At 68.7% G+C, this 26,620-nt stretch carries 23 protein-coding genes; 9 read left to right on the top strand and 14 right to left on the bottom strand.

Translation table 11 applies throughout. The annotated features are described in order from the left end of the window. Positions 1–618 precede the first annotated feature (618 nt). The gene (locus tag AB0M65_RS15725; RefSeq protein WP_364027483.1) at positions 619–1,740 is read right to left on the bottom strand and encodes a serine hydrolase domain-containing protein; all 1,122 of its coding nucleotides are present in this window, start codon (positions 1,738–1,740) and stop codon (positions 619–621) included. 396 nt (positions 1,741–2,136) lie between these two features. Between AB0M65_RS15725 and AB0M65_RS15720 the strand changes: the two genes are divergently transcribed. Further along, a complete protein-coding gene (locus AB0M65_RS15720; protein ID WP_364027480.1) occupies positions 2,137–2,859 on the top strand; it encodes a hypothetical protein in 723 nt (240 codons plus the stop codon). A gap of 18 nt (positions 2,860–2,877) precedes the next feature. Here AB0M65_RS15720 and AB0M65_RS15715 read toward each other — a convergent pair whose 3' ends face one another. From AB0M65_RS15715 to AB0M65_RS15680, 8 genes are all read right to left on the bottom strand, one after another. Next, positions 2,878–3,558 (bottom strand): winged helix-turn-helix transcriptional regulator, encoded by a 681-nt coding sequence (locus tag AB0M65_RS15715; RefSeq protein ID WP_364027477.1) that lies wholly within the window; start codon positions 3,556–3,558, stop codon positions 2,878–2,880. Between the two features lie 12 nt (positions 3,559–3,570). Next, the gene (locus AB0M65_RS15710) at positions 3,571–3,972 is read right to left on the bottom strand and encodes an acyl-CoA thioesterase (RefSeq protein WP_364027474.1); all 402 of its coding nucleotides are present in this window, start codon (positions 3,970–3,972) and stop codon (positions 3,571–3,573) included. Between the two features lie 26 nt (positions 3,973–3,998). Then, complete coding sequence (locus AB0M65_RS15705) at positions 3,999–9,275, bottom strand: SDR family NAD(P)-dependent oxidoreductase (protein ID WP_364027471.1); 5,277 nt, start codon at positions 9,273–9,275, stop codon at positions 3,999–4,001. Next, a complete protein-coding gene (locus AB0M65_RS15700; RefSeq protein WP_364027468.1) occupies positions 9,272–10,207 on the bottom strand; it encodes an enediyne biosynthesis protein UnbU in 936 nt (311 codons plus the stop codon). The genes AB0M65_RS15705 and AB0M65_RS15700 overlap by 4 nt, the downstream gene beginning before the upstream one ends. Further along, the gene (locus AB0M65_RS15695) at positions 10,204–12,123 is read right to left on the bottom strand and encodes a CRTAC1 family protein (RefSeq protein ID WP_364027465.1); all 1,920 of its coding nucleotides are present in this window, start codon (positions 12,121–12,123) and stop codon (positions 10,204–10,206) included. Before AB0M65_RS15695 ends, AB0M65_RS15700 begins: the two co-directional genes overlap by 4 nt. Further along, entirely contained in the window at positions 12,120–13,055 is a 936-nt protein-coding gene (locus tag AB0M65_RS15690; RefSeq protein WP_364027462.1) for a DUF1702 family protein, read from the bottom strand. The genes AB0M65_RS15695 and AB0M65_RS15690 overlap by 4 nt, the downstream gene beginning before the upstream one ends. Next, complete coding sequence (locus AB0M65_RS15685; RefSeq protein ID WP_364027459.1) at positions 13,052–14,326, bottom strand: AarF/UbiB family protein; 1,275 nt, start codon at positions 14,324–14,326, stop codon at positions 13,052–13,054. The genes AB0M65_RS15690 and AB0M65_RS15685 overlap by 4 nt, the downstream gene beginning before the upstream one ends. Before the next feature lie 389 nt (positions 14,327–14,715). Continuing rightward, positions 14,716–15,600, bottom strand: a complete 885-nt coding sequence (locus AB0M65_RS15680; protein ID WP_364027456.1) for a LysR family transcriptional regulator — start codon at positions 15,598–15,600, stop codon at positions 14,716–14,718. A gap of 37 nt (positions 15,601–15,637) precedes the next feature. On the opposite strand from AB0M65_RS15680, the gene AB0M65_RS15675 reads away from it, so the two are divergent. The 4 genes from AB0M65_RS15675 to AB0M65_RS15660 all read left to right on the top strand — a co-directional run bounded on the left by AB0M65_RS15675 (position 15,638) and on the right by AB0M65_RS15660 (position 18,509). Continuing rightward, on the top strand, positions 15,638–16,405 hold the full coding sequence (locus AB0M65_RS15675; protein WP_364027453.1) for a DUF5701 family protein: 768 nt from the start codon (positions 15,638–15,640) through the stop codon (positions 16,403–16,405). A gap of 82 nt (positions 16,406–16,487) precedes the next feature. Continuing rightward, complete coding sequence (locus tag AB0M65_RS15670) at positions 16,488–17,096, top strand: CatB-related O-acetyltransferase (RefSeq protein WP_364027489.1); 609 nt, start codon at positions 16,488–16,490, stop codon at positions 17,094–17,096. Positions 17,097–17,247: 151 nt separating this feature from the next. After that, entirely contained in the window at positions 17,248–18,222 is a 975-nt protein-coding gene (locus tag AB0M65_RS15665; RefSeq protein WP_364027450.1) for an NAD-dependent epimerase/dehydratase family protein, read from the top strand. Between the two features lie 62 nt (positions 18,223–18,284). After that, the gene (locus tag AB0M65_RS15660) at positions 18,285–18,509 is read left to right on the top strand and encodes a hypothetical protein (RefSeq protein ID WP_364027447.1); all 225 of its coding nucleotides are present in this window, start codon (positions 18,285–18,287) and stop codon (positions 18,507–18,509) included. 12 nt (positions 18,510–18,521) lie between these two features. Here the strand turns inward: AB0M65_RS15660 and AB0M65_RS15655 are convergent, their stop codons facing one another. After that, complete coding sequence (locus AB0M65_RS15655; RefSeq protein ID WP_364027444.1) at positions 18,522–19,409, bottom strand: LysR family transcriptional regulator; 888 nt, start codon at positions 19,407–19,409, stop codon at positions 18,522–18,524. Positions 19,410–19,503: 94 nt separating this feature from the next. On the opposite strand from AB0M65_RS15655, the gene AB0M65_RS15650 reads away from it, so the two are divergent. The 3 genes from AB0M65_RS15650 (at position 19,504) to AB0M65_RS15640 (ending at position 21,168) form a co-directional block, all read left to right on the top strand. Continuing rightward, entirely contained in the window at positions 19,504–20,715 is a 1,212-nt protein-coding gene (locus AB0M65_RS15650) for an MFS transporter (protein ID WP_364027441.1), read from the top strand. Continuing rightward, complete coding sequence (locus tag AB0M65_RS15645; RefSeq protein WP_364027438.1) at positions 20,675–20,878, top strand: ArsR family transcriptional regulator; 204 nt, start codon at positions 20,675–20,677, stop codon at positions 20,876–20,878. Before AB0M65_RS15650 ends, AB0M65_RS15645 begins: the two co-directional genes overlap by 41 nt. 122 nt (positions 20,879–21,000) lie before the next feature. After that, positions 21,001–21,168: a VOC family protein gene (locus AB0M65_RS15640; protein WP_364027435.1), complete on the top strand. Its 168-nt coding sequence runs from the start codon at positions 21,001–21,003 to the stop codon at positions 21,166–21,168. Positions 21,169–21,189: 21 nt separating this feature from the next. Here AB0M65_RS15640 and AB0M65_RS15635 read toward each other — a convergent pair whose 3' ends face one another. Beyond that, the gene (locus tag AB0M65_RS15635; protein ID WP_364027432.1) at positions 21,190–21,702 is read right to left on the bottom strand and encodes a hypothetical protein; all 513 of its coding nucleotides are present in this window, start codon (positions 21,700–21,702) and stop codon (positions 21,190–21,192) included. Positions 21,703–21,811: 109 nt separating this feature from the next. Then, positions 21,812–23,251, bottom strand: a complete 1,440-nt coding sequence (locus AB0M65_RS15630) for an FAD-dependent monooxygenase (protein ID WP_364027429.1) — start codon at positions 23,249–23,251, stop codon at positions 21,812–21,814. Positions 23,252–23,366: 115 nt separating this feature from the next. On the opposite strand from AB0M65_RS15630, the gene AB0M65_RS15625 reads away from it, so the two are divergent. Beyond that, on the top strand, positions 23,367–24,332 hold the full coding sequence (locus AB0M65_RS15625; RefSeq protein WP_364027426.1) for an Lrp/AsnC family transcriptional regulator: 966 nt from the start codon (positions 23,367–23,369) through the stop codon (positions 24,330–24,332). Positions 24,333–24,805: 473 nt separating this feature from the next. On the opposite strand, the gene AB0M65_RS15620 is transcribed toward AB0M65_RS15625, so the two are convergent. Further along, positions 24,806–25,597, bottom strand: a complete 792-nt coding sequence (locus tag AB0M65_RS15620) for a hypothetical protein (RefSeq protein ID WP_364027423.1) — start codon at positions 25,595–25,597, stop codon at positions 24,806–24,808. 399 nt (positions 25,598–25,996) lie between these two features. Continuing rightward, positions 25,997–26,494 carry an SRPBCC family protein gene (locus AB0M65_RS15615; RefSeq protein ID WP_364027420.1) on the bottom strand — a complete coding sequence of 166 codons (498 nt, stop codon included), beginning with the start codon at positions 26,492–26,494 and terminating at the stop codon, positions 25,997–25,999. Between the last annotated feature and the right edge of the window lie 126 nt (positions 26,495–26,620).

The following is a 26,620-nucleotide window of genomic DNA, read 5'->3' as shown; positions in this document are numbered from 1 at the left end:
GTACAGGAAGGCCCCCTTCCTTGCGCCTAGGTACAGGAAGGGGGCCTTCACGTACTTGGCCCGCGCGTGAAGGCCCCCTTCCCTCGGCTGAGCCGAGGGAAGGAGTCCTTCACGCGCGGGCCGCAGGCCTGCTGTGCCTGCTGACGCACCTGCGACCACAGCGGCGACCTGAAGGTAGCGAAGGCCTCCTTACTGCCTTCAGGGTAGGCCAGAGACTCTCTCGGACCGGGCCCGCGATCAGCCCCGCAGCTAAATCCAGTAGGTACCCAAGACACTCTTGGCCCTAACGACCCTTATCACTCACTCACGACCCCCATCGCGAACCGCACATGTGAGCGTAAATCGGGCATTGTGCGGCCAACAAGTGTCCTTTGTGGATGGTTAAGGCGCGGCGCGGCCTGGCTCCGTCGGCCGGACCGGACCCGCGCAGCCAAGTCTCTGCCTGGGTGCGAATGCGGGTGACCATCGAATGAAGCCACTGGTCAACCACGGTGTCCAAGTGCGGAACGTGAGCTGTGGCCGAACGGTGTGCGCAGGAGTCAGGGCGGCGACGACGGGTCGAACAGCACGACGCTGATCGACCCGAGCCCCATTCATCGTCCCGAGCGTCCCGAGACGTCAGCAGAAGACCTCGTTGAGCAGCTTGAAGAACGCCTCGCTGGGGTCTCCCCCGGCCGGCGTGCTCGTGACGGAGAGCTCCAGCCGTTTCTTGGTGTCCGGCGTGGTCAGCAGCTGCGAGGAGTAGCCGGGGATACCGCCGCTGTGGCCCCACACCTTGGTGCCGCACGGCAGGGTCTGCACCTCCAGGCCCAGGCCGTAGTCTGGGCTGACCGCGGTGGTCTTGCTGATCTCCCGCTGTTGCGCGGGCCTGAGCAGCTTGCCGCTCGCCAGCGCCACGCCGAACGTGTCCAGATCACGGGTCGTGGAGATCACCTCGCCGGCGGCCCAGGCGACCGACGGGTTGATGCGGGTGATGTCGTTCGGCTTGCCTGCCACGGTCACGTAGCCGTGCGCGTGTGGGCCCCTGATTTCGACGTTGTCGCCGGGAATCTCGGTGTCGCCGAGGCGCAACGGCTTCAGGATCCGCTGCTCGACCGCCTTCGCGTACGGCCCGCCGGTCAGCTTCTGCACCAGCAGGCCCGCGACCACGTAGTTGGTGTTGGAGTAGTTCCACCGGGTGCCGGGGTCGAAGTCGAGCGGCTTGTCGGTGGACAACTTGAGCAGTTCCTGGGGCGTCCAGTGCTTGTAGCGGATCTGCTCGAACTCGTCCGGGCCGAGCGGCAACGCGTTGGTGTAGTTGTAGAGGCCGCTGGTGTGCTGCAAAACCTGGCGTATCGTGATGCGGCCGTCGATCAGACCGGGCAGGTAGCCCACGACAGGCTTGTCCAGCTCGACCTTGCCTTCGCCCGCGAGCTGCAACAGCACCGTCGACACGAACGTCTTCGTGATGCTGCCGATCCGGAACCGGCCGTTCGCCGGCACCGGGCGGTTCGAACCCAGTTCCGCCTTGCCGGAGCGCGCGGTGAACCGCTGGCGGCCGTCGGTGACCCTGGCCTGCACGCCGAGCGCTCCCCCGCTCCCGGTGACCTGGTCCAGCGTCTCCTGCACGACCTTGCGGTCGACGCCGGTGTCCGCGCTGTTGTCGGCGAGCGCCGTGCCCGTCGTGGCGACCAGTCCTGCCACGGTGAACGCGGCCACAAGTCGAATCTTCCGCAGCGACCGCATCAATTTTCTTTGCATGATAAGAAAATCTCCCCTCGAAGCCCGAAGGCTCTCCCCCAGTGGCGGTCCGCCGCCAAGGCGATCACCAACCACAGTACCGAAAAACGCGACCACTCGAAGAGAGCAGAACTCCGCCGCGTAGCGCTCGGGGACACTGGGCCCTCGGCAAGCGGATGACCTGGTCGGGTCAAGGCGTCTCTGAGTCTCAGACACTCGGCCTGTGACGGTCCGGCGGGTATCGCGACCCGATCGCGTGGCCGCCTCCCTGTCGGGTCACGGGATCTGCCTCCTCGGTGAGAGTTCCTCGCCGAACCCGACACGACCGTGTTGATCTTCCCGGAGCCTCTACCGCGCTTCCTGGCACTATCTTAAATTCAAGTGGGCTAACTCTCGACACGACTGCGGAGGTTGACGATGCCTGCTCCGAAAGACGACGAGGAACCCCTGTCCGGTCAAGCTCGCCGGGACTTCCTGAAGGGCGCCGCGGCCGCGGCGGCCTTGGGGGTCGGCGGGGTCGCCGCCGGCGGACTGCTGGGCGGGGAGGCGGCGCAGGCTTCACCAGAGCAGAGCGGCTTGCCGCCGATCGGCGCGGAGATCCCGTGCAGCTGCCTGGCGATCAACACGCCGCTCCAGATCAGGACGTCCTTGGTCAGCGTGGATTTCCGGGGCGGGATCAAGGTCAGGGTCGACGTCAACCCGGACGACCCGATGAATTCAGTCCGGCTGCGGGTCATCGGGCACCGGGTCTCCGCCGAGCTCCCGGGTGGGGACGGGAGGGAACAAGGCGGGACGATCACGATCGAGCAGAACGACGTGGACGTCGACGCGAAAAGCCTGCTGCGGATGACCAACCGGTTCCCGCCGCGGTACGAGCAGATCATGGTCCTGAGCTTCACCATGACGATCGACCAGCCCGAGGATCTGCTGCGCCGGGCGGGGATCCGCTCCAGCAAGGCCTACGAGCCACTGGTGCTCACCACGAAGGACCCCGCGAAACTGGTCGGGCAACTGACCCAGTTCCCGCCGAGGGGGGACCTCTACCGGTTGCAGAATCCGGTGGACCTCGTGCTTCCGGACGACCCGGACACGACGATCGCGACCATCCAGAAGTTCCCGGTGAAGGTCGGCGGGCTCTGATCCGTGAACCGGCCCGGTTCAGTCCCGCGGGGCCGAACCGGGCCGTTCGACGAGCCCCAGCACTCTCGAGCAGCGCAGGACGGCGTCCGGTTCACCGGTCAAGGTGAGCTTGCCGGTGGCGAGCGCCTCGAACGGCCCCAGCACCCCTGCTCCGATACGGACGAAGGTGGTGGCGTCGGTGCGGATGCTCATCGCCGGCTCCGGGGCCGGGCCGCGCGCGGTGGTCAGCGTGCCGCGGTCGATGGCCAGGTGAAACGTCTCGTCATCGACGTGGAACTCGTAGGTCTCGCTGACTTCCGGCAGACGGCTCGGGTCGGCCATGGCCTGGACGGCCAGTAGCGCCCAATGCGGCCGGGTGATCATGTCGGCGCTGGGCTCGCCGAGCAGGGCGGTGCCCCATTTGGACAGAGCCAGCACCGGTTCGCGCAGCCGTTCCCCCAGCGGCCCCAACCGGTAGGCGTGGCCGGACGCGGTGTCCTCTCGCTCGACAATGCCTGCCGCGCACAGTTTCTTCAGCCGGTCGGCGAGCAGGTTGGTGCCCATCCCGGGCAGATCGGCGAGCAGCTCGGTGTAGCGGCGAGGTCCGAGCAGCAGCTCCCGCACGAGGAGCAGGGTCCAGCGTTCGCCGACGGTGTCGAGCGCGGCAGCCAGCCCGCAGTACTGCCGGTACTGCCGTTCCCGTCGCGCGGTGGTCGTCACCGCCTCAGGGTACTACTGGATATTCAAGTACGGGGTGAGGGCTGCCCGGAGGCCCCCGGGTACGGGCACTGCTTCCAGTCCGCGGGGACCACGGGTCATGCAGGCGACGGCCTGGTGTCCGCGGGCGACCAGCTGGGGCACCGCGATCTCGGTCCGGAAGTAGTCGAAGGCCATCGCGACGCGGTTGCCGTCGAGTTCGGTCAGTGTCATGCGCAGCTCTACGACGTCGTTGGCGGTCAGTTCCCCGAAGTACTCGCAACCGCAGGCGGTGGTGACCATCGCGAACCCGTCGGACAGCGCGGCGAGCACGTCCGGAGCGTGTTCGGCGAGAAAGCGTTCGCGGCAATGGCCTTGCCAGCGCACGTAATGCGCGAAATAAACGTTGCCGACGAGGTTGGTCTCTTCCAATGTCACCGGATGACGGTGGCGATACGAACGCGTCACGACGTACCCCCGGCGGTCAGGACGGCGATCGCGATCGGGCGGGAGAACCCGGCGACGGGCAGCACGACGGACGCGATCCGCGCGTCACCGGCGTGCAGGACGAGCCAGCCGCCGTCGTAGACACCGGAAAACCGCACCGTCGAGGGCGTGATCTTCCGCTGTGCCAGGCATCTTGAGATGGCCGAAACCCGGGCGGTGAGGGTTTCCCGGGGATCGGCGCAGGGGCCCTCGATGACCCGGAGCAGCTCGGCGTCCGGTGTCGCTGATCGCGTCCCGACGGGTTCCCAGGCACCGGCGGTCGGACAAGTGCCCGTGGTGTCCACGGTGAACGGCTCGCCGATCGACACACGCAGCGACCGGTCGAGCCCGAGTGCGGCCGCGGTTCTCGTGATCAGGACCGGCACCAGCGACACCGGCCACGGCCGATCGGCGGGGAGCGGCCCGGAATCCGCCAGCCGCAGGCCGGTCCATCGGACGGCGAGCTGACCTTCGGCGTCCTCGGCGGTGACGTCCCAGGTGTAACGGCCGTTCTCGGCATGACGCTCCGCTCCGCGCAGCCGCCAGGCGCCCCGGGGACGCGGGGACATCTCCACGCGGTCACAGCCGATGGGCAGCAGCCGTCGCGCCGGGACACAGGCTTGCAGGACATGGATGGTGGCATCATGCGCGGCCGAATCCCCGAGCACTGAAGGGAACCAGGGCTCGCCGGCGGCGATCGTGGCACGGCAGGACCACGGGTCCGGCACGGCGACATCGACGACACGGCGAAAGTGCCCGCCGTGGAACAACAGCCGGTCGTACAGCTCGGCGGGCTCGATTCGACCGTGATCCGGCACAGGGTCCGGCATGGGCCCGGCGGAGGCCGGGTGCAACGGGAATTCGGCGTAAAAGTGGTCGACGTCGAAGCCTGCCTCAGCACCGCGCAGGACCGCGGTGATCGTGTCGCCTTCGCGAAGCGCGCAGACGCGGACGACGTGCTCACCGGTGTCGGGAACGACGATCGGCCGGTCGAAGCGGACGTGCTCGGCGACGGTCAGTGCCCGGCCGGCGACCGCGGACGCGGCCTGCGCCATGGCTTCCAGGCCGACGACGGCGGGGAGCAGGGCGAGCCCGTCGACGCGGTGGCCGTCCAGCCACGGGTCGGTTCGCAAGGACAATGTCGCGTCGGCGACGATCTCGACGTCCGGATGGCGGACGCGGATCCGTCGCAGGAACCGGCCGCTGTCCGTCGAAGGGGTGTCCTGGCCGAGCCTGCCGTGTACCGCCACGTTCACCGGAGTGCCGGGCGCGGCGAGCAGCCGCAGGAGCAGGGACGTCCCGTCCGTGACCGGGATCGGCGTGGCTCCGGCGCGAGCGAGGGCCCGCGCGGCCCCCATGCGCTCGGCCATCCCGGTACCCGACCAGGCGGTCCAGTCGAGGTTGAGCACCCGGCAGTCCGGCAGCCGCCGCGCCCAGCGCCGCGCTTCGGCGCGCAGGAGGCCGTTGGCCAGCGCGTAATGACTCTCCCCCGCCATTCCGTGCGTGCCGATCACCGAGCCGAAGGTGACCAGCAGCCGCAACGATTCCGTGGGCAAGGCTTCGAGCAGCACGCGGAGCCCGGTGAGCTTGGGCCGCAGATGACGGTGAAAGTCCTCGGCACGCAGTTCGGTGAACCGGGCGGGAGTGTTGACACCACTCGCGTGCATCAGCGCGGTCACCGGGCCGGTTTCGGCGGTGAGCTTCTCCACGGCCGTCACGACGCCTTCGGGATCGGCGACGTCGACGGGCTGGTAGGCGACCCGGATGCCCTCGGCACGCAGCGCGTCCAGATTGGCCCGCAGCAGTGGATCCGATTCCGGGTGGCCGCGGCCGACGACGGCCAGACTGAGGCCGGTGGCCATCGCGAGCGCGCGGGCGCAGGCGTGACCGATGCCTTTGCCTCCCCCGCTGACCAGCAGCACGTCCCCTGCGCCGAGCGGAAGGCCGCTCGCCTGTTCGGGCACCTGAAACCATCGCTCGACGGGTTCGGTCAGGCCGCCGTCCTCGCCGAGAACGAGTTCGCGAAACCGGCCCGGTTCGGCGTGCAGCCCGGAGAGGTCCGTCTCGCCTTCCGGTGCCTGGACCAAGGTGATGCCCACGTCCGGGTGCTCGTGATGCAGTGAGCGGAAGAATCCCGCGAGGTCTCTGCCGTGGCTGGCCACGACCAGAGCCTTGCGTTCGATGGCCTTCCGTCCGGCGTCGAGCAGCGCTTCGACGTCCTCGGGATCGGGGAGACACACGATGTCGGTGGGCCGCCAGCGTCCTGGACTCGCCGTCACCAGTGTCTCGGTGAAGCAGCCCAGCCAGGGCCGGACGCCGGGGACAGCCGTGTCGACACCGGGGCCGGTGGTCTCCGGCAGCCGTTCGATCTCGGTGATCAAGTCGCCGACCGACGTGTCGGTGATGGCCATGGACACCGAAGGCGGCGTCCTGCCGAGCGCCGAGGCGGCCTCGACCACGAACTGGGTGGCGCGCAGCGAACTCAGGTTGAGGTCGCTGAGCAGCCGGGCACCCGGCTGGATGAGCGCGGCGTCGAGTTCGGTGGCCTCGGCCAGCAGCTCCGTGATCGTGGTGGCCGCGTCGCGGACCGGCACGGCGTCCAAGGCGGGTCTCGGCGCGGGGACGACGGGAGCCGTCACCGCACAGGGATTGGCCAGGAACACCCGCTCCCGGTCGAGGTCGATGGGCCGAGCGGCTCTTCCGGCGAACAGCGGGGTGAGCTCCGCGACGGCGCCCGCCGCGAACAGCGCGGCCGCGGTTTCGGCGGTCACACCGTCGCCGGACGCGCCGGAATCCATGCTGACCGCCGGTATCCGGGTGTCCTGGGCCACCAGACCGGCCAGGGCACGGCCCGGACCGGTCACGCAGAACAAATCGGTCTCGCCTGTCACCGCCGCGACCGCGTCCCGGAACAGCACCGGCGCGCACAGCTGGGTGACCAGCAGTTCGGTCAGATCGTCCGACGCCGTGAGCGATCGCCCATACACAGTGGACACGACATTCCTGTCCACAGAGGACAGTGTGGTACGCGTCAGTTTCGCATGCCCCAACGTCGTGCGCCACGGTTCGGTGCAAGCGGCCATCGCCGGGCTGTGAAACCCGTGGGAGACCGGGAGCCACGTCGCCGTGACGCCTTGCGCGTCCGCCATCTCGGCCACCACACGGAGTTCGGACACCGCACCCGCCAGAACCCGCGCCCAGGAACCGTTGTCCGCCGCGATCACCAGACCGGTACCGGCACACAGCGCCTGCGCCTTGGCGGCGTCGGCGGCCACCGCGAGCATCCCGGTGCCGGTGGCACCGTACTCGGCCATGATCCGGCCCCGTTCGGCCACGAGCCGCTGAGCGTCCACATCGGACAGACGGCCAGCCCAGACGAGCGCGGCGATCTCGCCGACGCTGTGGCCGATGGCGGCCGCGGCGTCCACGCCCAGGTCGTCGAGCCGGGCCAGCGCGGACCGGCAGGCACGGTAGAGCGCGGGTTGCGCCTGCGCGGTGTCGACCGGACCCGTGCGGTCGGCACCCTGTCCGGGGAACAGAAGCGTGACCCGGCCCGGCACCTCGTTGCCCAGCCACAACCCCGGCGAGGTCGACAAATTCCGGGGCAGCAGCGCGGGGAGTTCCGCGGCGGCACGGGCGGCGAGCGTGGCGAGTTCGTCGGGGGTGCGCACCACCAGTGCGGCCCGGACCGGGCCCACCGCCGGGAGACGGCCGTATCGGCAGGCCAGGTCGTGGACTTCCGAGTACGACAGCCGCGCGGCCGCGCCGGCGATCTTGCCGAGTTCACCGGCGACCTCGGCGAGGTCGTGCCCGCTGACGGCGATGACCTCGGTCTCCGGGCTCGGCCGGGTCGCCACGGGGCGAGCGACGGAGCGGCGGTGCGGTGGGGTCGCCGCGCCCAGCACGACGTGGGTGTTGATGCCGCCGAATCCCATCGCGCTCACCCCGGCCAGCCGCCGAGTGTCCGCCCACGGTTCCGCTGACGGCAACACACGCAAGGTCCCACCGAGTGCCGGGTGGGGGTTCATGCAACCCGTCGTCGGCGGCAGCAGTCCCGAGGACAGGCTCAGCGCCGCCTTGAGGACACCCGCGACACCGGCGGCCGCCTTCGTATGCCCGATGTTCGCCTTGACCGAACCGAGCGCCGCGACGGCAGGGGCGCCGGAGCGGACGCGGTCGAGCGCGGTCATTTCGACGACATCGCCGACCGCTGTCCCGGTCCCGTGGCCTTCGTAGAGTCCGACGTCGGCGTGGTCGATCCCGGCCATCTCACTCGCCCGCCGCAAGGCGAGCAGCTGACCTTCCACCTCGGGGCGGGTGATACCGCCGTGCCCGTCCGAGGAGACGCCCCAACCGCGGATCTCCGCGTACACCGGCATCCCCGCCGCGTGCGCGTCTTCGGCACGGACGAGCGCGAGCATGCCGCAGCCTTCGCCGGGCCAGAACCCGGCGGAGCGCTCGTCGTAGATCCGCATGTCCTCGGCGGCGAGCGCACCGGTCTTCGCGAAGCCGACCAGTTCGAACGGGTCGAGGGACAGATCGACCCCGCCCGCCAGCGCGAAGTCGGCGGCGCCGGTGGTCAGCGCGCGGCAGGAGGTGATCACGGCGAGCATCGACGACGCGCAGGCACCGTCCACTGTGTACCCACCGCCGTGGAAGCCGAAATGGTTGCAGATCCGGCCCGCGATGGTGTTGGCAAGGCTTCCGGCCAGTGTCTCGTCCCCGACTTCGGGAAACGCGGCGAGATACCGGGCTTCGACCCGGTCCAGCACGGTGTCGTCCACGCCGGGCAGGGTGGCGCGCAGGACGTCACGGACATAGGGCCAGCGCAGCCGCAAGGCATGCGCTCTGGTGACGTCGCCGGTGAGGCTGTTGCCGACGACGACGGTCACCCTGTGCTTGTCCAGTCCCGCGCCGCCGGGGCGGTCCGCGTCGGTCAGCACGCGGGCGGCGGTCTCCAGTGCCAGCCAGTGCGCGGGGTCCGTGGCACGGAACACCGCGCCGGGGACCCGGAATTCGTCGCGATCGAATTGCCAGCCCTCCAGTACCGCGGCCTGGGTGCTGTAGGTCCGGTCCGGGGCGGACGCGTCGGGGCTCCAGTAGTCGGCGAGGGCGAGCCGTTCGGACGGCAGCCGCCGGAACGCGCGCCGCCCGTGTACCACGGTCTCCCACAGCCGGGCGGGATCGTCGGAATCGGGGTACCGGCACGCCATCCCCACGATCGCGATCGGCTCGCCGCGCTCCCGGCGGGTCACGCCGGTTCCCGTGCCTGCACCGGCGTGGCGGGCGCGATCCGCGGTGACGGCACCAGGACGCTCCACTGCGGACCGTGACGGGCGGCGACGACCAGTACGACCCCGCGCAGCACGCAGGTGATCACCAGCGCGAAGAACAGCCCGAACACGACGTGGAACTGCACGAGCACCCCGTAGACCGCCGCGGTGGCCACTCCGAAGACGACCTGGTTGCGGCGGCTCGCGGGGGTGGTACCGGGGTCGGTGATCATGTAGTTGGTGAACAGGATGAACGCCGTCCCCGTGACCGGCAGGAGCGCGCTGATCAAGGAGACGTCGGTGACCAGTGCTCGCAGCAACGCTTGCGCGCCGAAACCACCCAGCCAGCCGAGGATCAGGGGGACCTTGCCGGTCAGCTTGGCGTTGAGCATCGTCCCGGCGAGCAGCAGCAGCGCGGGCACGACCGCACCCCACCAGCCGGTGACCCATTCGGTGAACTGGTACGGCGGTGCGATGCCGACCCAGGGGAAGAGCAGCAGGACGACCACGATCCCGGTGTTGCTCGGGTTGAGCACGTGCTTCGCTTTCCCGGCGACCCTGACGCGGACGACGTACTTGGTGGCCACCCCGACCCCCACGGCGAAGACGGTGGGCATGAACCGATCGTTGGCGTACAACAGCATCGCGCAGGCCACGCCGGTGATGTAGGCGGGCAGCAGGAAGTCCACGACGGCACCGGGCTTCCCCCGGTAGCGTGGGCGGCGCCGGTCCACGGCCGCCTCCACCGACTCCAGCGCGATCTCGGTCGCGAGCGCGGCGAGCACGGCGACGACCGGGGTGAGGTATGCCTGCTCGAAGCCGAGGACGGTGTGCCCGAGCACGGTCAGTGCGGTGATCGACATCCCGAATCGGCGCAGTGCCGCGGAACGCCGTTCAGCGGGCGATTTACTCACCGTTCCTCCTCGATCGTGCCGTCGGATCCGAGACGCAGCGAATGCCAGCCGGGCGGAAGCGTCGTCGTTCCCGCGTGGTGCCCGCCGCAGGCGTCCCGCCAGGCCAGCCGCACCGGCACGCGTGCCGGTGGCCGGTCACCGAGCCCGAAGTGCAGGTCGGGGGCGTTGACACCGTTGTGCCCGTTGGCCGGGTACAACTCCTGCAGCCGGGTCCCGCCACCTGGTGCGGGTACCTCGGCCTCCGCGCCGATCGCGGGCGTCGTCGGCCCGGAAACGCCGGCGCGGCAGGCCGTGTCCCCGGCGGGACGGCGCAACCGCAGCCCCAGGAACGCACCGGCCGAAGCGGTGTTCCGGTACAAAGTGGACGGTTCCCATTGGTTGGCGACGACGAAGTCCAGGCGACCGTCACCGTCCACGTCGCCGACGGCGAACGCCCGGCTGACCGTGTCGGTGCCGACACCGATCCGGTCGGCGACGTCGACGAACCGGCCGTCCCGGTTGCGGGTGAAGAACGTGTTGCGGTCGTGCCCGGACAGGTCGGTGCCTTCGGTGAACCTGGGCCACAGTGCCGGATGGCGCAGCACGAGATCGTTCGACATCGCGGTCTCCTGCAGTTGCGCCCAGCGATCCACCCGTCCCTTGACGAATCCGGTCGCGTGCATGACCTCCAGCGACCCGGTGTTGTCGAAGTCGGCGGCCTTGACGTCCCACGACCAGCCGGAACGCGAAAGCCCGAGTTCCTCACTGCGGTCTTCGTAGGGTGCCTCACCCTGCCGTAGCCGAACCGCGGCCGCGGCGCGATCCGTCGTGGCGACGAAGGCGAAGTTGCTTTCCTGCAAGGCATAGGGCTCGCCGATGTTGCTGACCAGGATGTCCGGGACACCGTTCGCGTCGAGGTCGGCGAAGGTGGCACCCATGCCCTTGAAGGAGTCGTTGCCGAGCGCCTTTGATTTCGGCGTCGCCGCGTGCCGCGTCCCGGTGGCCATTCGGAACGCCACGTGTCCCTGGCCGGATTCGTTGACCAGCAGGTGATCGGGGCCGAAGTCATTGGCGACGTAGAGGTCCGGCAGCCCCCGGCCGCCCAGATCCTGTGCGGCGAGCGCGAGCGCCCATCCCGTCCGGACCTCCGGCGGGAACGCGTCAGGGACCTCGGCGAATCCTCCGGCACCGGTGGCACGGTACATCCGCAGGGTGCCCGCGTTCGTCGCGTGCGAGAGCGAGTCGTTCATCACCAGTTCCGGCTGCCGCGCGGCAGGATCGAGCACCCGGGATCCGTCGGGGAAGTAGTTGCCGAACACGAGGTCGACCTGTCCGTCGCCGTCGAAGTCGCCGATCGTGGCGGCGTTGGTGTTCCACACCTGCCACGGACTGGCCAGTTCACGGGCGTGGAATCCCGCCGCCGACGCCGCGACGCCGGGGGTGCGCTGGAAGATCACCGGGGACCGGCCCCAGTAGTAGACGACCACGTCCTGCCAGCCGTCTTCGTCCACGTCCACCGGCAGGCACCCCATCGGCGCCGCGAAGGACGGCATCTCCAGGCCTGCCGGAGTCAGGGTGAACGGCTCGTACCGCGTGCCGGTGGTCGGCGCGGGCTCCACGGTCACCGTGTCGGTGCGCGGATCCACCAGGCAGACGTCGTGGGACACCGTGCCGCCGTCGGCGGCGAACAGTGCCGTGGCCGCGCCCACGGACGAAATCCAGGACCGGATCTGGTCATAGGCCGGGGCGACCGTCCGCACCCGCCGCTCACCGGGGACACCGGCCGGGCTGACCGGATGTGCGGTGAACGCGAACTGCTGTGCCAGTGACGTTTCCTCGGCCGTGGACGGTGGTGGTACCACGGTGAACGCGAAGACCGCGGCGCAGCCCAGCAGGGCGACGACCCGGGTGAAATGACGGCGGGCCAGACGCCTCATCCGCTGTTCCTTTCCCACAAGTGCCGGATTTCCGCTCGCCAGCGCTGGTAGTGCGCGAGTGTGTCCGGCCGCGGCCCCAGTACGGCCAGCGACCGGTCGGTCCAATCGGCGACGACGTCGGTGTCGGACCCCGCGAGCACTTCGGCCGCTTTCCCGGTGTGTGCGGGCACGATCCCGCTGACCCGCCGTGCCGCGCAGGCGAACGCGCTGCCCTGTGCGAGATGCGCGCGGAAACGGCCGGACAGGTCGGCGAGCCGGGCGAGTTCACCGGCGTCGGTGCCGCCCGCATAAGTCGCGGCGAGCCCGATCCCGCTCCACAGATCAGCCTGCCGCCCCTGCGGGAACTCGGCGATCCGCAACGCGACACCGTCGGGGTCGGCGCATTCGCAAAACCACAACGCGCGACCCAGCCCCTGGTCCCGGACCTGCCGGACGCCGCTGGGCAGCCCACGCTCGACGCGGTGCCGCCCGATGACCTGGTCGGTGTGGAAGAACCCTTGGTGGAAGCCGAAACCGTCCCAGGACAGCCAGCGCAGCAGCGGATCCGCCGACGACGGCCCCCGGTACGGTCGCAGCCGCAACCGCGCGTACGCCCAACCGGCTCCGACATGCACCAGATGCGGATAGTCCACCGCCGGTCCGCGAAGCAGCGCGGCGACCCGGCCCCGCCGGACGGGAGCGAGCAGGTCAAGTAACGCGCACCCCATCCCCGCGCCCTCGAACGCGAAACCGCGCAGTTCGGGCCCCACCGTGGCCACCCGCACGGACAGTGCCTCCCCTGATGTCTCGAGCGAAGCGTTCAGCCCGGTCAGGAACGCCCGCCCCGCCGATTCGAGGACACCCCGGGCCGGACCGGGACGCAACCGGAACCGGCGGCGCCCGAAGTCGGCCTGGGCCATGTCCTGCCGTGACAACCACGCCACGACGCTCACTTCGCCTCCCCACGCGCGGCCAGCACACTTTCCATCAACGCGGTCACCAGCGACGGCCCGGCTTCCCGCTGGAAGTCGACCTCCGGATAGAACTCACGCACCGTGCCCTCCAGCACCACCAGCGAAAGGATCGGGAACACGAACTGCGGGTCGGCGTAGAACCCGTGCCGCCGCTGGATAGCGAAAAGGCGGGTGGCGAAGGAAACCAGGTCGAACTCGGCGGCACTGCGCCCGGCGCGCTCGGTCACCAATGCGGCGAGTTCGGCGCGGAACGCGTGCTGATCGGCGCTCGGAGCGGCCCCTGCCGTGGACAGGACGATGTCCGCGCAGGCTTCGCCGTCCCCCTGGCTCATGCAGTAGAAGAACGCGGCGAACTTCTCCCGCGCCGGATCCGACAACCGCACTGTGAACCCCGCGTCCAGGATCACGATCGTGCCGTCACCGCGGAAGTAGAGGTTGCCCGGATGCAGATCGCAATGCACCACACCATCGAGGAACAACATCCGGTACACCGCACGCAACGCGGTCACCACCGCACGCCGCCGCTCCGCCTCCCCCATTTCCTGAGGTCTCAGACGGGTGAGACCGTCGACGAAGTCCATCACCACGAGGTCCCCAGTGGACAGTTCCCGGTCCACGGCGGGCACGGTGACGCCGCCGACCTCGGCCATCGCGGCCCGGAATCCGTCGAGCGACTCAGCCTCGCGTTCGAAGTCCAGCTGAGTGCGAATCGTCTCGGTCAGCTGGCTCACGATCTCCACCACCGGGACACCCCGCAACCCCGGCAGCCTTGCCACCAGCCGGGCTCCGCGTTCGAATACCGCGAGGTCGGCCGTCAACGACCGGTCGATACCCGGCCTGCGCACCTTGACCGCGACGTCGCGACCGTCCGGCAGCCTGACCCGATATACGCACGCGATACTGCCCGCGCCGACCAGCCTGGTGCCGACCGCGCCGAACCGCGATCGCACCAACTCCCGCGCCTGAGACGCGGGCATGGGCCGGACTTGGTCGTACAACCGGGAAAGCGCCCGGCACAGCCGCGGCGGCAACACGTCCGAGCGCGTGCTCAGCAACTGAGCCGCCTTCACGAACGCCGGCCCCAACGCGACCACGGTGCCCGCCGACCAGCCATGCCGGGCAAAATCGTCTTTTCGCAGGAGCGAACGCACGGTCCAGAATGCCCGCAACGCGATACGCCCGCCAAGGACCCACAGGACACGTACGACCCGGAGTGCCACCGCACGATCACCGACCACCTGGCTCGTCATCGGTATGGATCGCTCCCTCCGGCCGCCTACCCAGGTCACGTCGATCGACGCTACAACCCCGAATCCGCGATCACTCTCGCCTCATCGCGACACCAGCCGTTCCAGCGACCACCAGGGATGAAGTACCCCGATGAATGAGTAACGCCGAACAATCACACACGCGGTAACCGATCACGACACACGCTTGTCGTCGCACTAATCCGATCACGCACCGGACAAACCAACGAGGTAGCCGACGACGGCCGAAACTACGTAGCGAGACCGGCAGCGCGCATCACCATTCCTGCCCATACAGGTGAAACCACCGGCAACAGAGAGAATTCCAGCTCCGAAGCACACCGCACTCAGCTCTCAACACCGTCCGCGACATGGCAGAGAAGGAAAGCCCTTCAGAGGGACAGCGGTCCGTGTTCGAGGACGGTCTTCGCAAGGGCCTGAACCAAGTGATTGTCGTCCGCGGTGCACCAGATGAGGGCCCAGCGCGCGATGGGGGCGTCCTGGATAGGGACGTAGCTGATGTCGTCCCGGCGGGCGTAACGGATGCCGTGCGCGTGCACGGGGGATATGGCCTCTCCGGTAGCGAGGATGGGGAGCATCTGCTCGAAGTTGGTGACGGTCGGCCCGACGGCGAGCGGTCGGCCGCTGGGGGTGCGGGCCGGAACGATCGCTTCACGCCAATAGTCCGGCGTGACGCCGCCTATCATCACCTCGTTCGCGAGGTCCTCGTAGCTGACCGAGTCCTTCTCGGCCAGTGGGTGTGTGGCTGAGAGGGCAAGGACGACCGGCTCGGTGAAGACGGTCGGGCCCACGGTCAGGTCCGGTTCCCGCACGGGCAGCCACAGCAGCGCGACATCGACGGTGCCCGCGCGCAGCGGTCCGAAGGGATCGGCGAAGCTCAGTGAGCGGATCTGCAATTCGCGTCCGGGGTGCTGGTGCCCGAAGGCCTGGAACACCGGGCGTAGTTCGTCGGTGTTCCAGGAGACCATGCCCAGCCGCAGCACTTCGGTACTGCCCCGCGCGGTACGGGAGGCGCGGTCCAGGCTCGCCTGGAGATCGGTACGGACCGCCGCGAGATCGTCCCTCAGCCGCGCGCCGAGCGGCGTCAGGGCTACGTGTCGGCTGGACCGCTCGAAGAGCACACCGCCGATGCGCCGCTCCATCTTCTTGACCACGTGACTCACCCGGGGCTGTGTGACGTGCAGCCGCTCGGCGGTTCGCCCGAAGTGCAGCTCCTCGGCCAAGGTCAGATAGATCTCGATGTCACGCAACTCCACGTGGCTCCCCGTCCAGCGCACCGATTACCTCCAGCTAATGGAACGGTATCCGATCCGTCGTTGCCCGATGCCGGGGCTTCGGATGGAATGGGATTCGGCCGCGATCACGCTCGGCTGCCCCGTCCGGAACCACGAACCGAGGAATGCCTTGACCGACAGCTCATCCACCACAGCTCTTCCTTCTCTTCCGCCGCTCGCCGCCCAGGCGGAACACCTGATCGAGTTGGGTGTGCACGAACTCGCGGAGCTGTCCGCTGACGACCTGCGTGCCTTCGCCGAGGACGCCGACGGTGAAAGCGGTGGCGCTCTGCTCGCCGTCCACCCGGACCGGGTTCCCGCCTCCGCCCTCGCACCCCTGCTCCGCCGCGACGGCAAGCCGGGCTTCGTCGTCACTGACATGAGTGATGTCGACCGTTTCGCCCCTTGCTCGATCGACCTGCCGGACGCTCCTCTGTACCTCGTCACCGGCATCGATCGCGGTGACCGCATGGCCAACTGGAGTCCGGAGGAGGCCCTGCCCGCCCTTGGCGAGGAGGGACGCACCCCGCTGCTGCTGGCCGAGGGCATCCACTGGGTCCTCCAACAGCCGTCGGCGCTGGAACGCAACCGCTGCTTCATGACCATTGGTTCCCGGCTGCGCAAACCGAACGGTGCCTTCGACGCGCGCACCCCGGCCCTCTGGATCAGCAACGGCACCGGACGGGACGGGCGCGAGCGGCGCGATGCCCCTAAGGTCGGCTGGTGCTGGTGGGAGAACCGCCACACCTGGCTGGGCTTCGCCTCCGCTACGGGCCGCAGGCTCTGACCATCCGGTCGCCGACGACCTTCTGGAGAGGACACACCGCGTGACACACCCCGTTCCCGCCGACCCGACCACCGTGCATCCCATGCCCGGGCAGCCGCGCGTGGTGCTGCTGAAGCCGCTGGTCACTTCGCCGCTGATCGAAGTCGGAGAGTTCTCGTACTACGACGACCCGGTGGAGCCGACCGCGTTCGAGACCCGCAACGTGCTCTACCACTACGGGCCGGAGAAGCTGGTCATCGGCAAGTTCTGCGCGCTGGGCGAGGGCACACGGTTCGTCATGAACGGTGCCAACCATCGCATGGACGGGCCCTCCACCTTCCCCTTCCCCATCATGGGTGGTTCCTGGGCCGAACACTTCGACCTCATCTCCGGCCTGCCCGGCCGGGGCGACACGGTCGTCGGCAACGATGTCTGGTTCGGCTACCGCTCACTGGTGATGCCCGGTGTCCGCATCGGCCACGGAGCGATCGTCGCCTCCGGTTCCGTGGTCGTGGACGACGTCCCCGACTACGGAATCGTCGGCGGCAACCCGGCCAAGCTCATCCGCCGCCGCTACAGCGACGCGGACATCGACCGCCTCCTGGCTGTGGCCTGGTGGGACTGGCCGCTCCGGCACCTCACCGATCACGTCCGCACTCTCATGTCCGGCAGCGTCGACGACCTGGAGAAAGCCGCGGCCGAACTGGTGTGACGGCCGGACGAGATCCCGCCGTGGCATCCGCGTTGCCTAGCGTGGCGTGGGTGGCCGTAGAACACTTTCCCGTAATCAGTTCTGGTGCTCGACGTGCCGGGGCGCCGGTTCATCGACCGGCCTGGACCACGACCGAGGAAAGGGCAGCCCCATGAAGGTCCTGGTAGTAGGCGGAACCGGCTTCATCGGACAGCACATCGTGCGTGAACTACTGGCACGCGGGCACGAGGTCACGGTGCTGGTCCGCACGCCACCCACGAACCTCCCCGCCGCGGTAACGGTCCGACTCGGCGACCTCACCGATCTGTCCGAGGAACGGCTCGACACGATCGTCGCCGGCCACCGAGGCATCGTCGTCGCGTCGGCCGCCGCCGTCGCCGCACCGCGCGACGCCGACATCGCCACGTTCTTGCATGACACCAACGTCGCGCCCGTCGCCAGGTTGCTCGCCGCCGGATGCCGGGCACAGTGCGATCGGGCTGTCATCCTCGGCAGTTTCTACGCCACCCTGCAGCGCGAAGATCCATCACTCCGTCTGGCTGAACTCAGCCCGTACATCGCCAGCAGAATCGAACAAGCCGAGCACGCACGCGCCGCGGTCAACGCGGAAACCTCCGTGGCCGTTCTCGAACTCCCCTACGTCGCAGGCACGACTCCAGGCCGGCAATCACCTCTCGAACCCATGCTGCACAGCCTGTCCGTCAGTAACACAGGCATGTTCGTCTACCCAGGAACCATCGCCGTCGTCACCGTCACCCAGGCCGCGCAGGCAGCCGTCGCGGCGCTGGACCGTCGCGCCGATGGCAACTATCCGGTCGTCACCGCGAACCTCCCGTGGGCCGACCTCTTCACCCGTCTCGCAACCTCAATCGGCCGCCCGCCGAAACGCATCTGGAAGCTCTCCCCGAGAGCCATCGAACTTCTGATCCGCTGGGAAAGTATTCGGCAACGCCGCCAAGGATTCACCATCGGTTTCAACCCGGCACAATGGAGCGACCTGCACGCCACCGCCATGATCCTCGACCCCGACATCGCCCGCGCCGAACTCGGTGTCGAGCCCGACGACCTCGACAAGGCCCTCCAAAACGCCGACCCGACACCACGAGCCGCCACGGAGCTACCCTGACCGCCGGGCGCAGGCCCGGGTATGACTTTCGGTCCTCCAGCCGAACCCATGATCCGGACGGAGTGGTGCGGGCGCTCTCAGAGAGCGCTCTTGCGGCCAATCTCGCAGCGGCTGGTTTCCGCCGAAGCCCCCAGTTTCCCGACCTGCTCGACGTCGTGGGCGACGTCGCACACCGGGTTACCCAGGCACTCGCCAACCGGCTCGCTATCCGCGCGGTGCCCGACGCCGAGCTACGCGCCATCACCGACGCCGCGGTGTCGACTTTCCTGAAAGTGTTCGGAAAGTAGCCACGCCCGACGTCACCCTTCGGCGGCGATCTCCCCGGCGAAGGCCCGGGCCCGGCCGTCGCCGTCCGGATGCCAGACCACACCGAGCACCGACTCCGGCAGCCCGGTGAGCGGCACGAAAACGACCGAATCCCGCCGTCCCTGGTGTTCGGCCGTCGAGCGGCACAGCACCATGCCGCCCTGGCCCGCGGCGGCGAAGCCCACGCCTTCCTGCAGTGTGCCGGCGGCCGGTCCGCGCGGTATCCGGCGACCTCCGGGAGTGCGGTCGGGGGCTTGGGCGTGGCGCCAGTATTCCGGGGCTGGGCCCCGGATCCCGATCAGCGGGCATTCCGCCAGCTCCTCGACGTCGACGGATTCTCTGCCGGCAAACGGATGCCGAGGCGAGACGGCGAGCATCTGCGGCTGACGAGAGAAAACCGGGCCGAGCACGAGATCCGGTTCTGCCACCGGAAGCAGCACCACCGCGGCATCGATCTCCCGGCGGCGGAGTGAGCCGAACGGATCGGCCAGCGGGATTTCGGTGAGCTCCACGGCGCAGTCCGGATGCCGCTTCTCGAATCCGCCGATGGCGTTCGCGAGCCGGTCGTCGATGATGCCCTGGAAACCAATGCGCAGCACGTCGCCGATCCCTCGCGCGGTGGCACGCGTGTGATCGACAGCGTCCCGCAGCGCCTCGTACGCCGGACGCAGTTCGGCGAGGAACTTCTCCCCCAGCGGAGTCAGCTCCGCCCGGCGGCTCGTGCGCTCGACGAGTGTCGCGCCGATCCGGCCCTCCAGCGAGCGGAGCAGCTGACTGACCCGGCTTTGCGAGACATACAGGCGTTCGCCCGCACGGCCGAAATGCAGCTCCTCGGCGAGTACCAGGAACGCCTCCAGCTCACGGATCTCCAGGCCGCTCATCGGTCTCCTCCACCGTGGATCCAGTAGTCCTGCTCATGGAAGGATGAGACATCGGCCGTTGTTCCCGGCCACGCGCGACGGTTGCCTGGAACACATGACGCTCAAGGCGACAAGACAGAGGAAAAGCGGCTGGCCGTCGGTGGGCGCGCTCGCCGGGGCGACCTTCACCGTGGTCACCTCGGAAATGCTGCCGGTGGGTCTGCTGACCCCGATCAGCCACGACCTGCGGATCACCGAAGGCACGGCGGGCCTGACGCTCACGGTCACCGGCCTGGTCGCGGCCGTCTCCGCTCCCCTGCTGATCCCGGCGCTCACGAAGTTCGACCGGCGGGCCGTGCTGTGCGCGCTGATGGCGCTGCTGACGGCCGGGAATCTGCTGGCGGCGTGGTCACCCGGGTTCGGCGTCATGCTGGTCGCGCGGGTGCTGGTCGGCATCGGCATGGGCGGCGTGTGGGCGGTCGCGGCGAGCCTGGCCGTGCGACTGGTCCCGCCGAGGTCGGTCGGATCCGCGACCTCGCTGATCTTCAGCGGAATCGCCGTGGCGTCCGTACTGGGTGTCCCGGCAGGCACCTACCTAGGGGAATTGATCGGCTGGCGGGCCGCCTTCGCCGGTGCCGGAGGGCTTTCGCTGGTGGTACTGGCCGCGCTGGCGCTGTCACTGCCGTCGTTGCCGTCGGAAGGAGACGCTCGCCTTGGCGCGATGCTGCGGCTCGCCGGTGTGCCGAAGGTGCGCGTCGGGCTGATCGTGGTGGCGCTGATCGTCACCGGGCATTTCGCCGCGTACACGTATGTCCGACCGGTACTGGAAGAGGTCTCCGGGGTGAGCGCGGGACAGATCGGCACGCTTCTTCTGGTCTACGGGCTCTTCGGGGTCGCAGGCAATTTCGCCTCGGGCGCCGGAGCGGCACGATCGTCACGGGTGACCCTGCTGGTGCTCGGCGGGACATTGTCGGCGACGATGGCGCTAATGCCGATCCTGGGGCTGACCACCCTGGCGGCAGCGGCCTTGCTGGCGGTCTGGGGCCTGGCCTACGGCGGCGTCTCGGTGGCCTCGCAAGCATGGCTGCTGATGGCCGCACCGGAGGCCCGCGAAGCGACGTCGGCTCTGTTCGCCGGAGTGTTCAACGCGGCGATCGCGCTCGGCGCGTTGGCAGGCGGGCTGGCCGCGAACGCGGCGGGGACCACCTCGGTGCTGTGGCTCGGCGGGATATTCGCGGCCGGGGCAGTGCTGGTCCTTACGGGCGGCAACCGGAAAGGCTTGACAAATGCAAGATGTTCCGGGCGACGCGCCCACCGCCGCGTATGACGGGATCTTCGCCGCGCTGGCCCACCCAACCCGGCGACAGATCCTCGTCACCCTCTACTTCGAGGGAGGCGCGATCGCGGCAGGCGACATCGCGCGGATGTTCGAGTACTCCTGGCCGACGACCTCCCGCCACCTGCTGGTGCTGGAAGACACCGATGACTGATTCGAACCCGAACTCCGGCACCCCGGACGCGCCGATCCTGTTCCGCCTCAACGTCGAAGTGGCAGACACCGGTCCGGCCGCTGCCGAAGTCGCTGTACTTCACCGTCGCCGACCTCGACGCGGTGTACGTCCGCGCTCAGGACCTCGGCTGCTTGTCGACCGAACAAGTACACGGCGAGCCAGGCGGCGAGATCACCGTCCGCCCATGGGGAGAGCGTTCGTGCTACGTCGACGACCCGTGGGGCAACTCCCTGTGCTTCGTCGGGGCAGGCACTGTCTACCAGGGCTGAGCGGCCCGACAGCGGCTTGGGTCACCAGGTGAGCACCAGGGCGAGCCACCCCCCGCCGCCCGCGGCGAGCCCGCCGAAGACGAATCCCAGCCACCGCGGGTAGTGGTAGTCGTCGACGATGAGTTCGTGCACCAAGGCGATGAGCAGGCCGACCGCGGCGAGCGCGATGAGGACCACGTCCATGGTCACGGTGTTGCGCAGATCCACGACCGTGGTGTCCTTGCGCAGGAACACGACCTCGCCGGTCGCCGTGGAGACCTGCACCACCACCGGGGTGCCCGGCTCGGTGTCGATCGCCTGTTGGCCGTCGCCGAACTCGAAGTCCCCGGTCGCGCCGCGGACGGTGATGAAGTAGGTGTAGTACGAGCCTGTGTCCTGCGACGACGCGTGGCGCTCCTGCCGGTGCGAGACGACCGTGCCCTCGATGCTGAAGGTCGGTGCGTCCCGCACGTTCAGGTCGTGGACGGCGTAGGTGAGCACGCCGGCCGAAACGCCGAACCACAGCAGGGTTCCGAGGAACCGTAGTACCACCATCACCCCAGCATGGGGCGGGGTGCGGCAGGCAGGGAGGGTATAACCGCCCTCAGCCCGCTCCGTGACGACGGTCAGGCCGTCATCGCCGAGATCGGTCGAGCGCTGGTGATCAGTGCGGCTCGCCGAACCAGTGCCCGAGCGCCGGTTCGAGGCCATCCGGGTCGCCCGCCCAGCACACGTAGCCGTCCGGCCGGATGAGCATCGGCTCGGTACCGGCACCCTGACCCGCGCGGTCCACCCGGTCCTGCCGGTGGTCGGCGACCTTGGCGAACTGGTCGGCCGGGTCGATCAGGACACCGCGTCCACGCCGCAGCAGCTCGTGCGACCGGACCGGGCCAAGGTCCAGATCCGGCGCGGGAAGGCCGACGAGCGGCTGCTTTTCGGTGCCCGGCATCGGATAGCGGATGCCCATCCCGGACAACATGTCGTCGAGGTGGTATTGCACGTCCCGCAGTCGCGTGAGGTCCGCGAACAGTTCCTTGGCCGCCATCAGATCCGGGTCGCCGGTGCCTTCCTGGTCCATCAGCAGGCTCTGTGCCTGGACGTTGCGCAGCACGGCGGCCGCGACCGGATGACGTTCGCTGTGGTAGGTGTCGAGCAGGTGCTCCGGAGCCCAGCCGCGCACCGCGGCACCCAGTTTCCATCCCAGGTTGAGCGCGTCCTGGATCCCGAGGTTCATCCCCTGCGCGCCGATCGGGAGATGGACATGCGCGGCGTCGCCGGCGAGGAACACCCGCCCGTGCCGGTACCGCGCCGCCTGGCGGGCCGCGTTGGTGATGCGGCGTGCGTACCGAAGTTCGAGCAGTTTCACCCGGGAGCCGAAGACGGCACGCAGCCCCTCGCGGATCTCGTCCTCGGTGACCGGAACCTCTCGAGGCAGTGACCGGCCCGGCCCGCCCAGCGAGAGCCGGCGCAGCGGCCTGCCCTGCGGATCGGTGCCGAGCGGGAACACCATCGCCCAATGCCCGTCCTCGCTCCGGGTGTGCGTCCTCGTTTGGTCGTCACCACTCAACCGCACGTCGGCGGCGACGGTGGTCAGCGTGCCCGGTCTGCCGGGGAACTCGGCCCCCAGCAGTGATCGAACCGTGCTGTGGCCGCCGTCCGCGGCGACCAGGTATCGGGAGCGGACGACATCGCTGTCCGCGAAGGTCGCGGTGACCCCGTCCCCGTCCTGCGCGATGCCGGTCAGTTCGTGGTCGCGCCGCGTGTGGATGCCTTGTGCGGCAAGGTGTTGCTCGAAGAAGCCCTCGATCACCACCTGCGGGATGGACCGCCACGGATGGCGGTGCCTGTCCCGGGTGAGCGGGAGCGTGACAGCGGCGAAGTGGGCGATGCCGATCGGGTGATTTCCGGTAGCCAGCAACGGTTCCAGCAAGCCACGCTGGTCGAATGCCTCTTGCGTGCGGGATTGCACGCCACCCGCCTTCGACAACGTGCTGCGCTGCGGCAGCTTGTCGACCAGCACGGCTGACACCTCCGCCAGCCGCAGTTCGTTGGCCAGCGTCAGCCCGGTCGGGCCCGCGCCGACGATGAGTACATCGGTGTCCATAGGTTCTCCCCTGGTTGTGTCGATCAGGACGAGAGCAACGCTCCGCCTGCCGACACAGACGCGCCAGAAACAGGCTTGATTGCGTCGGTATCCGACACTGGTTACGCTCGGACCGGTGGAATCCGACTACGACGAGCTGGATCGTCGGCTCGTGCACGCCTTGCAGATCAACGGCCGCGCCCCGTTCAGCACGATCGCCGAGGTCCTCGGCGTGTCGGATCGCACCATCGCCCGCCGCTACGCCCGATTGCGGTCGGCGGGGGCGGTGCGGGTGCTCGGCGGGGTCGACCCGACCGCGCTGGGCGCGGTGCTGTGGTTCCTGCGGGTGCGCTGCGCACCCACCGCGTCGGTTCCGGTCGCCGAGGCACTGGCCCGACGCCCCGACACGTCCTGGGTGAGCCTCACCTCCGGCGGCACGGAGATCACCTGCACGGTCCGCACCGAGAGCGAGACCGACAGCGAAACGCTGCTGCTGGGCAAACTCCCAGGCACCCCACGCGTCGAGGGAGTGACCGCACACTCCGTGCTGCACACGTTCTACGGCGGCCCGGACAACGTGATCGCCAAGCTCGGGTCACTGGACGAGGAGGCCATCGCACGGCTGCGCCCGCTCCCCGTGCCGCACTGGCCGGGACCGGTACAGCTCGACGACGGCGACCGCAAACTCCTCGCCACACTCGCCAACGACGGCCGAGCCGAACTTGAGCAACTGGCCGCGGTGACCGGCTGGTCACCGACGACGGTCCGGCGCAGGATGACCGAACTTCGCGAACGCGGGGTGCTGTACCTGGACATCGACATCGACGGAAGCCTGTTCGGCCTCGGCCCCCGGACCCTGCTCTGGCTCTCGGTCGCGCCCACGCACCTGGAAGAGGCCGGTGCGGCACTGGCCGGGCATCCCGAGATCGCGTTCGCCGCCGCCACCACCGGGCCGACGAACCTTTACGCGAGCGTGGTGTGCGCGAACCAGCGGGAGCTGTACCGGTACCTGACCACCCGGGTGGCCATGCTGCCCGCCATCACCCACATCGAAACCGCACCGGTGATCAGAACCGTCAAGCAGGCCGGGAACCAAACATAACGACACCAAGCCGCGGACACGCTGACAGGGCCTCAGTTGCCTCGACACCCTGAGACACCAGCTGCGCCGTCGATTCGCCGCTCATCGGCACGAGAGTGCGTTACGTGCGGCTCCGTGGTTGGTGTTCCGGTAGCGCGGACAGTTCGGCTGGTGGCTGTCCGGGGTGCACGACGCCGAGTCGGTGGTGTCCTGGAAGCAAAAACACTGATCAATACCTCGAGCAGCCCGCTATGCGCCACGGTCGTTCAAGACACCCACCGCCTCGCGGTGAATGTCGTCGACCTCTTGGTCAAGACGCACCGCGGCCGCTCGGTACCGAGGCGAATCCGGCCTGACATCCGAAAATCCGCACACCGAGGAAGAGAGCGTTCGCCAGTCGCCCTCGACAGCGCATCAGCGATACTCGCCCACCATGTCCCCGTCCTCCCTGGTGATCTCAGCCCGAGCACCCCGGCGCGGTGCTGTGGAGGGAACTATCGTCGGAACCAGCGCCGCCGCTTCACCGGCTTGTCCGCGGAGTCGGTCGGCTGCAGTCCCAGCCTTCCGGTCAGGAAGAAGGTCCCGGTCACGATGTTGCCGCGCGCGGGTGGTTGCTCAAGGTCGGTGGCCGCGATAGCGACATCGAGTTCGATCGCGGCGATGGTCCGGACCCGGAGCCGATGGAATGCCGTGCCGGTAACGGTGTTCACGGGAGCCTCCACCTCGATGACCTCGCCGGCGAACAGCGCGTGGGCGGAGGGCGTCCAGTCGGACGAGGATTCCGCCAACGAGAAAGTTCCGGAGGGGATGAAGTGGTCGGCGGCGAACTTCAGCTCGTCATCGACCTGCGAGGCGAAGTAGGCTTCGGCATCGGCGTGCACGGTGACGTCTTCGGCCAGAGCTGCCAGCACCAGGGAACCGTTCTCGAGCCGCCCGCCGGAACGGGCGAGGACCGCTCGGTCCTCCAGCTCCACCGCGACGGGACAGACCGACTCCCCATCGACACTGTCGAGGAGTTCGAGCATGGCGGTCTCGTCATCGACGAGGTGCACGCCTCGCACCGGTACCGCGGGCGTTGTGCTTGCCAGACAGGGCAGAAGAAACTCGATCTTGCCGTTGCGGACCTGTGCGACCAGCCGGGCGCCAGAGGGATCAGTCCACACATGCTCGCTGATCTTCGCAGCGATCTGCCGCGCGGTGCCCGCACTGATCAGCGAGACCACCCTCTCTCCGAACTCATCCTGATTGGCGATGCCGATCCCGATCGCCTCGAAGTGGCTGGACACAATTACTCCCCCTTGTTCCACCGTCCACTGAAGACTACCGCCAGGCCGAAACAAGGTCATCCCGGTTTACGCGGGATGCGGCGACACCGACAGCCGGTCGTGATCGAGGTGCGACGCACGTGCGCCGCCCTGCGTGACCAGCCGCAACTCAGGAGAAGTAACGCTATGGTTTTGACGGCGACTACCTGGGAAGTGATGGCGCGATGCAAGTGACTTGCCTCGCCGACCCTGGCGTGTCCACAAAGGACGCTTATCGACGAGTGGGTGTCCGATTAATGCCGAGGTGTACGGTCTTGTCTATGAAGGATTTGGGACGGTGAGTGTCCCAAATCCTTCATAGACAAGGCCGGGACCAGCTGAAACGCCATGTTAATGTCTCGGCTTCGCGGGTGCATAGGGTTACCGAGGATCGTTGCGTGCCATTCGGGCGTCGCGCATCTCCGCGTACATTTCCCATGGACCTTGCGACAGGACGTGCCCGGTCTCCAGAAAGGTCTTGAGGTTGGCCAGCACGGACGGCCATCCGGCTGAGACCGAGACGTACTCGTCGTGGTCACTCAGATTCTCATGAGTGACGGTGAGCCGGACAATATCGCCGTGCGGCTCGATGTCGAAGGTGATCCGGCCGGGACCGTGGGGCCGCTCCTCGTTCGGGCCGGTCCGGGTGATCATCAGCCGTTGGGGTGGCACGGCTTCCAGCACCGTGCCGACGAGGTCGACGATCCCGGAACCATCGGTGCGCGGATGTTCCCAGGCCGAGCCGACCTGCCAGTCGGAAACGTTGCTGTGCTCTGCCCAGTATTCGGCGGTCACATCGGCGTCGGTCAGCGCGTGCCAGACTTGCTCCGGCGTGGCCTGGATAAAGGTGACGTACACAAAAGTTTGCCAGTCAGCCACGTCATGCTCCCCTGGTCGGTCGAACCGAATGAGTGATCTTGACATACTGCACCGTATCGCCTTGACACAGAAGGGTTTACGGAGCCGCCTTCACCGCGGATCCCGTGTGGGACAAGCGCACCCGCC

Source organism: Amycolatopsis sp. NPDC051071, from assembly GCF_040682875.1.
Lineage (GTDB): Bacteria > Actinomycetota > Actinomycetes > Mycobacteriales > Pseudonocardiaceae > Amycolatopsis.
Note: the sequence above shows the minus strand (reverse complement) of the source record. Positions and strands in the feature narration are given on the sequence as shown.

What these genes read in the sequence shown, in the direction of transcription:
- AB0M65_RS15725 (WP_364027483.1), bottom strand. Translation starts at nt 1,740, where the DNA reads ATGCAAAGAAAATTGATGCGGTCGCTGCGGAAGATTCGACTTGTGGCC.
- AB0M65_RS15720 (WP_364027480.1), top strand. Translation starts at nt 2,137, where the DNA reads ATGCCTGCTCCGAAAGACGACGAGGAACCCCTGTCCGGTCAAGCTCGC.
- AB0M65_RS15695 (WP_364027465.1), bottom strand. Translation starts at nt 12,123, where the DNA reads ATGAGGCGTCTGGCCCGCCGTCATTTCACCCGGGTCGTCGCCCTGCTG.
- AB0M65_RS15685 (WP_364027459.1), bottom strand. Translation starts at nt 14,326, where the DNA reads ATGACGAGCCAGGTGGTCGGTGATCGTGCGGTGGCACTCCGGGTCGTA.
- AB0M65_RS15675 (WP_364027453.1), top strand. Translation starts at nt 15,638, where the DNA reads ATGGAACGGTATCCGATCCGTCGTTGCCCGATGCCGGGGCTTCGGATG.
- AB0M65_RS15670 (WP_364027489.1), top strand. Translation starts at nt 16,488, where the DNA reads ATGCCCGGGCAGCCGCGCGTGGTGCTGCTGAAGCCGCTGGTCACTTCG.
- AB0M65_RS15665 (WP_364027450.1), top strand. Translation starts at nt 17,248, where the DNA reads ATGAAGGTCCTGGTAGTAGGCGGAACCGGCTTCATCGGACAGCACATC.
- AB0M65_RS15655 (WP_364027444.1), bottom strand. Translation starts at nt 19,409, where the DNA reads ATGAGCGGCCTGGAGATCCGTGAGCTGGAGGCGTTCCTGGTACTCGCC.
- AB0M65_RS15650 (WP_364027441.1), top strand. Translation starts at nt 19,504, where the DNA reads ATGACGCTCAAGGCGACAAGACAGAGGAAAAGCGGCTGGCCGTCGGTG.
- AB0M65_RS15645 (WP_364027438.1), top strand. Translation starts at nt 20,675, where the DNA reads ATGCAAGATGTTCCGGGCGACGCGCCCACCGCCGCGTATGACGGGATC.
- AB0M65_RS15635 (WP_364027432.1), bottom strand. Translation starts at nt 21,702, where the DNA reads ATGGTGGTACTACGGTTCCTCGGAACCCTGCTGTGGTTCGGCGTTTCG.
- AB0M65_RS15630 (WP_364027429.1), bottom strand. Translation starts at nt 23,251, where the DNA reads ATGGACACCGATGTACTCATCGTCGGCGCGGGCCCGACCGGGCTGACG.